At 64.2% G+C, this 8,866-nt stretch carries 10 protein-coding genes and 1 other RNA gene; 4 read left to right on the top strand and 7 right to left on the bottom strand.

From position 1 onward, the window contains the following. The 6 genes from ftsI to rsmI all read right to left on the bottom strand — a co-directional run. Positions 1–1,683, bottom strand: a 1,683-nt coding sequence (ftsI, locus tag FFS27_RS23330; protein ID WP_135408118.1) for a peptidoglycan D,D-transpeptidase FtsI, incomplete at its 3' end; no start/stop codon positions are given. Beyond that, a complete protein-coding gene (gene ftsL, locus FFS27_RS23325) occupies positions 1,680–1,973 on the bottom strand; it encodes a cell division protein FtsL (RefSeq protein ID WP_003094142.1) in 294 nt (97 codons plus the stop codon). The genes ftsI and ftsL, both read right to left, overlap by 4 nt. Further along, entirely contained in the window at positions 1,970–2,911 is a 942-nt protein-coding gene (rsmH, locus tag FFS27_RS23320; protein ID WP_003134737.1) for a 16S rRNA (cytosine(1402)-N(4))-methyltransferase RsmH, read from the bottom strand. Before rsmH ends, ftsL begins: the two co-directional genes overlap by 4 nt. Before the next feature lie 2 nt (positions 2,912–2,913). After that, complete coding sequence (gene mraZ / locus FFS27_RS23315) at positions 2,914–3,369, bottom strand: division/cell wall cluster transcriptional repressor MraZ (protein WP_003103101.1); 456 nt, start codon at positions 3,367–3,369, stop codon at positions 2,914–2,916. A gap of 314 nt (positions 3,370–3,683) precedes the next feature. Next, positions 3,684–4,033: RNase P RNA component class A (rnpB, locus tag FFS27_RS23310), an RNA gene on the bottom strand. A gap of 40 nt (positions 4,034–4,073) precedes the next feature. After that, complete coding sequence (gene rsmI, locus FFS27_RS23305) at positions 4,074–4,922, bottom strand: 16S rRNA (cytidine(1402)-2'-O)-methyltransferase (RefSeq protein WP_003134739.1); 849 nt, start codon at positions 4,920–4,922, stop codon at positions 4,074–4,076. 126 nt (positions 4,923–5,048) lie between these two features. On the opposite strand from rsmI, the gene FFS27_RS23300 reads away from it, so the two are divergent. The 4 genes from FFS27_RS23300 to FFS27_RS23285 are packed head-to-tail and all read left to right on the top strand — an operon-like array spanning position 5,049 to position 8,434. Continuing rightward, positions 5,049–6,863, top strand: a complete 1,815-nt coding sequence (locus FFS27_RS23300; protein ID WP_023101552.1) for a penicillin-binding protein activator — start codon at positions 5,049–5,051, stop codon at positions 6,861–6,863. Then, the gene (locus tag FFS27_RS23295) at positions 6,860–7,237 is read left to right on the top strand and encodes a YraN family protein (protein ID WP_003110149.1); all 378 of its coding nucleotides are present in this window, start codon (positions 6,860–6,862) and stop codon (positions 7,235–7,237) included. Before FFS27_RS23300 ends, FFS27_RS23295 begins: the two co-directional genes overlap by 4 nt. A 28-nt stretch (positions 7,238–7,265) precedes the next feature. Then, positions 7,266–7,859, top strand: a complete 594-nt coding sequence (locus FFS27_RS23290; protein ID WP_003094149.1) for a phosphoheptose isomerase — start codon at positions 7,266–7,268, stop codon at positions 7,857–7,859. Then, complete coding sequence (locus FFS27_RS23285) at positions 7,856–8,434, top strand: BON domain-containing protein (protein ID WP_003094151.1); 579 nt, start codon at positions 7,856–7,858, stop codon at positions 8,432–8,434. Before FFS27_RS23290 ends, FFS27_RS23285 begins: the two co-directional genes overlap by 4 nt. Positions 8,435–8,490: 56 nt before the next feature. Here the strand turns inward: FFS27_RS23285 and FFS27_RS23280 are convergent. Continuing rightward, on the bottom strand, positions 8,491–8,866 hold a 376-nt coding region (locus FFS27_RS23280), incomplete at its 5' end, for a ClpXP protease specificity-enhancing factor (protein WP_137952233.1).

Below are 8,866 nucleotides of genomic sequence, written 5' to 3'. Positions count from 1 at the left end.
CGGCAGGTTATCCGGCGGCACGTTCATCAGGCGCAGCGCGCCAGCCATGACCTTGCTGAACACCGGCGCCGACACCAGGCCGCCGAAGTAGCCCGCCTTGCTCGGCTCGTCGATCACCACGACCATCGCGATGCGCGGATCGGTGGCCGGGGCGAAACCGGCGAACAGCGAGCGATAGGCGTTTTCCCGGTAGCCCTTGGTGCCGACCGAGACCTTGCGCGCGGTCCCGCTCTTGCCGGCGGCGTGATAACCCGGCACCTGGGCGCGGAACACCCCGCCCTGGGCCTCGACCACTTGCTGCAGCATGCCCTGCACGGTGGAAGCCACTTCCGGCGAGATCACCTGCACGCCATCCGGCACGCGGTCGACTCGGGTCATGCTCAGCGGCACGCTCTTGCCGTCGTTGGCCAGGGCCGCATAGGCATGCGCCAACTGGATCGCGGTGACCGAGAGACCGTAGCCGTAGGCCAGGGTCGCGGTTTCCGCCTTCGGCCACTTGCGGTGGTTGGGCAGGTTGCCGACGCGCTCGCCGGGGAAGCCCAACCCCGTGTCCTGCCCGAGGCCGACCTGTTGCATGACCGAGTAGATGGATTCGGCGCCGATGTCGAAGGCGATCTTGCTGATGCCGACGTTGCTCGACTTGATCAGGATGCCGGTGAGATCGAGTTGCCGCGAATTGCGCGATACGTCGCGAATGGTGTAGCGGCCGATCTGCAGGGTGCCCGGGTAGACGTCGACGATATCGCTGGGTTTCCAGCGCCCGCTGGCCAGCGCCGCGCTCATCGAGAACGGTTTGACCGTCGAGCCCGGCTCGAACACGTCGATCATCGCCCGGTTGCGCATGGCCGCCGGCTGCAGGTTACGACGATTGTTCGGGTTGTAGGTCGGCTGGTTGGTCATGGCCAGGATCTCCCCGGTCTTCACGTCCATGATCACCAGGCTGCCGGCCTTGGCGCCGTTCTCCAGCAGAGCGTTGCGCAGTTCGCGATGAGCCAGGTACTGCAGGCGCAGGTCGATGGACAGCGCAAGGGTCTTGCCCGGTTTGGCATTCTTGGTGACCTGCACGTCCTTGATCACGCGGCCACGGCGATCCTTGAGCACCTGGCGCTTGCCCGGCACGCCGGCCAGCCATTCGTCGAAAGCCAGCTCGATACCTTCGCGACCGCGGTCGTCGACATCGGTAAAGCCGACCGCATGGGCCACCACTTCGCCAGCCGGGTAGAAACGCCGAAACTCCTCGATGGAGTACACGCCGGGCACCTTCAGGGCGATCACGCCTTCGCCCTGCTCCGGGGTCAGCCCACGGACCAGATAGATGAACTCGCGCTCGGCGTTCTGCTCGATGCGGTCGGCGAACAGCTTGGTATCCTGCCCGAGCGCCGCCGCCAGTTGCGGCCAGCGTTCCTTGGCGGTCATCAGCTCCTTGGGGTTGGCCCACAGGGTGGTGACCGGGGTGCTCACCGCCAGCGGTTCGCCGTTGCGGTCAGTGATCAGGCCCCGGTGCGCAGGGATGGCGATATGCCGCACGCTACGCGCGTCGCCCTGGCCCTTGAGGAAGTCATGGTCGATCACGTGCAGGTCGACGATTCGCCAGACGATGGCGCCGACCATCGCCAGTAGCAGGCCGACGATCACGCAGAACCGCCATGGGTAGAGGGCGCCTTGGAAATAATTCAGTTTCATGGCGCCACCATCCTGACCTCGGCCGGGTCGGGAACGCGCATGCGCAACTGTTCCACCGCCAGGCTTTCGATGCGGCTATGGGCGGTCCAGGTGCTCTGCTCGAGAATCAACCGGCCCCACTCGGCCTGCGCCTTGTCGCGCACGCTCAGCTCGGAATACAGCGAGTTGAGCAGTTGCCGGTTCCAGTAGGTGCTGTAGGCCACGGCAATCGCCGAGAGCAGCAGACCTATATAAAGCAGCAACATGAGGAAGCTGCCGGTAGGCAGGCGCTTGACGAAGAGACGGCTCATCTCAGCTTCTCCGCCACGCGCATGACCGCGCTGCGCGAGCGCGGGTTGGCCTTGAGTTCTTCTTCCGAAGCGTACTGCGGCTTGCCCAGCAGCTTCAGGCGCGGCTCGAAGACCTTGGAACGGATCGGCAGGTCGCGTGGCAGGTTGTCCGCCTCGCCCTTGGCGTGCTTGCGCATGAACAGCTTGACGATGCGGTCTTCCAGGGAATGGAAACTGATCACCACCAGGCGGCCGCCGACGGCCAGCGATTCGAGCGCGGCGTCAAGGCCGCGCTCGAGATCGCCCAATTCATTGTTCACATGGATGCGCAGGCCCTGGAATGCGCGGGTCGCCGGATTCTTGCCCTTCTCCCAGGCGGGGTTGGCAACCGTGATCACTTCGGCGAGATCAGCGGTCCGTTCGAACGGCCGCTCCTGGCGGCGCTGCACGATGGCGCGGGCCATCCGCTTGGCGAAGCGCTCTTCGCCATATTCCTTGAAGACCCGGGCGATTTCCTCTTCGGTGGCGTTGGCGATGAACTCCGCTGCGCTGATGCCCTGGCCGGGATTCATGCGCATGTCCAGGGGACCATCGTTGAGGAAGCTGAAGCCGCGCTCGGGATCGTCGAGTTGCGGCGACGACACGCCAAGGTCGAGCAGGACGCCATCGACCCGACCTTCGAGACCGCGTGCGCGCACCTCATCGCCCAGTTCGGCGAACGAGCGCTGCACAATGACGAAGCGGCCGTCTTCGGCCGCCAATGCTTTTCCTGTCTGGATGGCCTGGGGATCTTTGTCGAATCCGAGCAGGCGTCCCCCGGTGCCCAGTTTCTCGAGCAAGGCTCGACTATGGCCCCCTCTTCCGAAGGTACCGTCCAGATAGCAGCCGTCCTCCCGCGGGGCCAGTGCGGAAACGGCCTCCTCGAGCAGAACGGTGATATGGCGGTAGGTGGCATTCATAGTCAAAGGATCAGGTCGCGTAGTTCGTCCGGCAGCCCACCGGGTTGTTTGATTGCCGCCAGGTCGGCTTCAGCCATGGCGTTCCAGGCATCCTCATCCCACAACTGAAACTTGTTCAGTTGCCCCACCAGCATCGCCCGCTTGTCCAGCTTGGCGTACTCGCGCAGGCGCGGCGGAATCAGGAAACGCCCGTTTCCGTCCAGTTCCAGATCGACGGCATTACCGATCAGCAGCCGCTGCAGGCGCCGCGTTTCTTCTCGCAAAGAAGGCAGCTCGCGCAGCTTGGCTTCGATCAGTTCCCATTCGGGCAAGGGGTAAACGGTGAGGCAGGGGTCGACTGCGTCGATAGTGACGATGAGCTGGCCGGCACAACGCGAAACGAGCTCGTCACGATACCGACTCGGCATCGCGAGGCGCCCTTTGGCGTCAAGACTTATGGCATTAGCTCCGCGAAACACGTCAGCGCTTCCCCTGTGGTTGGCTTTCCATGCCAATTGATCCCACTTTTACCCACTTCATACCACTTCTGCACACTATAGAAATCCACACTCCCCACCGTCAAGGCGCGTCAGAAGTGAAAAATCCTTACAGGACGGAGATTTAGCGTGCTTTTGGAAGGTTGCGGAGCGCTTTTAGAAGTAAAAGAGATGACAAAACACAATAAGTCCAAAGTCTTAGCCTTCGAACTTAAAGTGATTTATCAAGAGTTGCGGCTTTTCGCTTTTGCGACGGACGGATAAAACCGGGAAAAAGCGAAGAGAGTGGGAAGAAGTGGGAGAGTCGATCTATAAGCCGGGTTCTGTCGAGGACAGCCATTCCTCTGGGACGCACATCACTGTACGCCTCAAGCGACCTACCCGAATCCAACGCGGGCCGCGCCAATGGATTCCTATTTGGTCTTGCTCCGAGTGGGGTTTACCTAGCCACGCACTGTTGCCAGCCGTGCGGTGCGCTCTTACCGCACCTTTTCACCCTTACCGGCGCTGTTGCGCTTAGGCGGTTATTTTCTGTGGCACTTTCCGTAGGCTCGCGCCTCCCAGGCGTTACCTGGCACTCTGCCCTATGGAGCCCGGACTTTCCTCCACCGCGCTATTGCGCGACAGCGACTGTCCAATCGACTCTCCGCCGACAAGGTTAGCGGGAGCAGGCGCGAAGAACAAGCTCAACTCTTCCCTTGGCGTTGCAAAGCCTGTTGATACAAAAGGTTTTTTCGCACCCCGGTGATTTCCGCCGCCAGCGCCGCGGCTTTCTTCAACGGCAGCTCGGCAAGCAGCAGGTCGAGCACCCTGAGCGCCTCTGCACCGATCGACTCCTCGCCTTCCGGCGCCTGCCACCCCGCCACCAGCACAACGCACTCGCCGCGCTGCTGGTTGCTGTCCGACGCGACCCAATCATGCAGTTCGGCCAACGGCAGGCTGCGAATGGTCTCGAAGGTCTTGCTCAGCTCCCGCGCCAGCACCGCACGGCGCTCCCCGCCGAACACGTCGCGCATGTCCGCCAGGCTTTCCAGCAGACGATGGGGCGCCTCGTAGAAAATCAGCGTGCGTGGCTCTTCCTGTACCGCCTGGAGGCGGCTGCGTCGTCCCGCAGCCTTGGCGGGCAGGAAACCTTCGAAGATGAACCGGTCCGACGGCAATCCCGCCGCCGACAGCGCCGCGATCAGCGCGCAGGAGCCCGGCACCGGGACCACCCGGATACCCAGCGCCTGTGCCTGGCGCACCAGGTGGAAGCCGGGATCGGAAATCAGCGGGGTACCGGCGTCCGAGATCAGCGCGACGTCCTCCCCCCCCTGCAGCCGGGAGATGAAGCGCCCGCCCTCCTCGCGCTCGTTGTGCTCGTGGCAGGCCGCCAATGGCGTCTCGATGCCGAAGTGCTGGAACAGCCGGATCGAATGGCGGGTATCCTCCGCAGCCACCAGGGCCACCTCCCGCAGCACCCGCAGGGCGCGCGGGGTGATGTCGTCGAGATTGCCGATCGGGGTCGCCACTACGAACAGAGTGCCTGCTGACACGAAAATACCTCGGGAGCTATCTGAAAAGGCGGCATTGTATCGCGATTCAGGGTGCCGCCATCGCACCCGAGGCGGGCCTCCGGTACAATCGGCGACTCTTCGTGAATGCGCCATGAGAAGCCCTATATGATCGCTTGCCTGCGTCCGCTTTCTGCTCTGATCCTGGCCGGTCTGCTGACCGCCTGCGCGACCTCGTCCAATTCCGGACTGGGCGAACTTCCCCGTACGCCGAATGCCAGCATCGAGCAGTTGTTGCAACAGGCCAGCCAGAGCAAGCCCGAGGAAGCGGCGCTGCTGCGCCTCTCGGCAGCGGACCTTGCCTACCAGCAGAAGGACCTCGCCAGGTCCACCGCCATCCTGGGACAGATCCCACTGGAAAGCCTGAAGCCGGCCCAGCAGGTCTTCGCCAGCACCTTGAACGCCGAACTGGCCCTCGCCCGCAGCAAGCCCAAGGCCGCCCTGCAGGCATTGCAGCATCCGAGCATGCAGCATCTCAGCGAGCTGCCGGTGACCCAGCAGGTTCGTACCCAGCGCGCCAAAGCCCAGGCCCTCGCCGCCGACGGCCAGATCCTTGCCGCAGCCAAGGAGCGCATCTACTTCGCCCCGCTGCTCGAGGGCCCGGCGGTGATCGAGAACCAGGAAAAGATCTGGACCCTGGTCAGCAGCCTGCCGGTCGACCAGTTGCAACCGAGCGCCAACGAAGGCGACCTCAGTGGCTGGCTGGCCCTGGCCCGCATCACCAAGACCTCGCCGACCCTGCAGCAACAGCAGGCCAGCATCGAGAGCTGGCAACAGCAGAACCCCGAGCACCCGGCGGCCAAGCACTTGCCGGCGGCGCTGGAGAAACTCAAGACGCTGTCCCAGCAGCCGCTGACCCGCATCGCCCTCCTGCTACCCCAGCAGGGGCAGTTGGCCAACGTCGCCCGGGCCCTGCAGGACGGCTTCCTCGCCGCCCACTTCCAGGCCCAGCAGGCCGGCCAGAACCCACCTTCGATCAAACTCTACGACAGTACCCAGGTGCGCTCGCTAGATGACTTCTACCGCCAGGCCCAGGCCGATGGCGTCGAACTGGTCGTCGGTCCACTGGAGAAGCCACTGGTCAAGCAACTCGCCAGCCGCGAGCAACTGCCGATCACCACCCTCGCACTCAACTACAGCGACAACAGCCAGGAAGGCCCGGCGCAGCTGTTCCAGTTCGGCCTCGCCGCCGAGGACGAAGCGCGCGCGGTGGCCAGCCGGGCCTGGGGCGACGGCATGCGCCGGGCCGTGGCGCTGGTGCCGCGCGGCGAATGGGGCGACCGCGTGCTGGCCGCCTTCAGCCAGAGCTGGCAGTCCGCGGGCGGCAGCCTGATCGCCGCCGAGCATGTCGACCAGCCGGTACAACTGGCGCAACAGATCGCCGACCTGTTGCAACTGCGCCAGAGCGAAGGCCGCGCCCAGCGCCTGCAGGGCGCCCTCGGCAGCCAGATCGCCACCCAGCCGTCGCGCCGCCAGGACATCGACTTCGTGTTCCTCGCCGCCACCCCGCAGCAGGCCCGCCAGATCAAGCCGACCCTGGCCTTCCAGTACGCCGGCGACCTTCCGGTCTACGCCACTTCGCACCTCTACACCGGGACCAACAACCCGACCCAGGACCAGGACCTCAACGGCATCCGCTTCTGCGAGACCCCGTGGCTGCTCAACCCCAGCGACCCGACCCGCCAGCAGGTCGCCGCCCAATGGCCCCAGGCCAACGGCAGCATGGGCCGCCTCTACGCCATGGGCGTCGACGCCTACCGCCTCGCTCCGCGACTGCCTGAACTGAAGGCCGTGCCGAGCCTGCAGATCGACGGCCTGACCGGTACCCTGAGCCTGAATCCGACCCAACGTATCGAACGCCAGTTGCAATGGGCCGAGTTCCGCAATGGCCAGGTCCAGCCGCTGGGGACCAGCAGCTTTTGACCGATAGGGAAAGCTCCCGGGACAAGGGGCGCCAGGCCGAGGAACTGGCCTGCGCCCATCTACGGCGACAGGGCCTTGCCACACTTGGCAAGAATTGGACCTGTCGCCGCGGAGAGCTCGATCTGGTCATGCTCGACGGCGATACAGTAGTATTCGTCGAAGTCCGCTCCCGCCGGCATCGCGCCTGGGGCGGAGCCCTGGAGAGCATCGACGCGCGCAAGCGGCAGCGCCTGATTCTCTCCGCCGAACTTTTTCTGCAACAGGAGGCGCGCTGGGCCAAACGCCCCTGTCGCTTCGATGTGGTCACCGTCGATACCAGCGACGGACAATCACCACCGCGACTGGACTGGATTCAGAACGCATTCGACGCCTGATCAGCCGCCCCACCGAAGGTCATTACCGATGGACATGCAACACCGTATCCGCCAGCTCTTCCAGGCCAGCATCGAGACCAAGCAGCAGGCCCTGGAAGTACTGCCTCCCTATATCGAGCAAGCCAGCCTGGTGATGGTCAATGCGCTGCTCAACGAGGGCAAGATCCTCTCCTGCGGCAATGGCGGCTCGGCCGGCGATGCCCAGCACTTCTCCTCCGAACTGCTCAACCGCTTCGAGCGCGAACGTCCGAGCCTGCCGGCCGTGGCCCTGACCACCGACAGCTCGACCATCACCTCGATCGCCAACGACTACAGCTACAACGAAGTCTTCTCCAAGCAGATCCGCGCCCTGGGCCAGCCGGGCGACGTCCTGCTGGCGATTTCCACCAGCGGCAATTCGGCCAACGTGATCCAGGCCATCCAGGCTGCCCACGACCGCGAGATGCTGGTGGTCGCCCTGACCGGCCGTGACGGTGGCGGCATGGCTTCGCTGCTGCTGCCGGAAGACGTGGAGATCCGCGTTCCTTCCAAGATCACCGCACGCATCCAGGAAGTCCACCTGCTGGCCATCCACTGCCTCTGCGACCTGATCGACCGCCAACTGTTCGGGAGTGAAGAATGAGCCGTACCGCCTTCGTCGCCGCCACCCTGGCCCTGAGCCTGGCCCTGGGAGGCTGCAGCAGTTTCCTCAGCGCCACCCGGGACAAACCGATCGACGACGATCGCGGGACCCGAACCATCGGCAGCAAGATCGACGACTCGCTGATCGAGACCAAGGCCGCGGTGAACATCGCCAAGGCCGATCCGGCCCTGGACAAGGACTCTCACATCGTCGTGGTCAGCTACAACGGCATCGTGCTGATCGCCGGCCAGACCCCGCGCGCTGACCTCAAGAGCAAGGCCGAACAGGCCGCGCGCACGGTGCAGAAGGTCAAGAACGTGCATAACGAACTGCAGGTGACCTCGCCCTCCTCCCTGCTCGCCCGCAACAACGACGCCTGGATCACCACCAAGCTGAAGACCCAGATGCTCAGCGATCCCAACGTGCCCTCGTCGCGGATCAAGGTGGTCACCGAGAACGGCATCGTCTACATGATGGGCCTGGTCAACCAGCAGGAAGCCGCCCAGGCTGTCCGCGTCGCCCAGGGCGTCGACGGGGTGCAGAAGATCGTCAAGCTGTTCGAATACATAAACTGAAGAACAGCGAACGAAAAAAAGGCGATCCTTCGATCGCCTTTTTCATTGCTCGCCGTTTACTTGACCACCTTCAGGGATGGCCTGCCACTGGGACGCGGCGGCTCATCGGACGGCCCACCATCGTCATCGCCCGGCTCGTCGTCCACCGGACCCGGCTGCTCCAGATCGAAGACCATGCCCTGGCCGTTTTCCCGGGCGTAGATGGCCATTACCGCCAGCGCTGGAATGTACAGGCTCTGCGCCACGCCGCCGAAACGCCCCTCGAAGCTGACCGCCTCGTTGTCCATGTGCAGATGCCGCACGGCAGAGGGCGAGACATTGAGCACGATCTGCCCATCGCTGGCATAGCCCGGAGGCACCTTTACCCCGGCGAACTCTGCGTTCACCAGGATATGCGGCGTGCAATCGTTGTCGACGATCCATTCATAGAGC

Source organism: Pseudomonas sp. 2VD (assembly GCF_005503585.1).
GTDB lineage: Bacteria > Pseudomonadota > Gammaproteobacteria > Pseudomonadales > Pseudomonadaceae > Pseudomonas > Pseudomonas aeruginosa.
The sequence above is the reverse complement of the archived record's forward strand: the minus strand, read 5'-3'. Positions and strand labels throughout refer to the sequence as shown.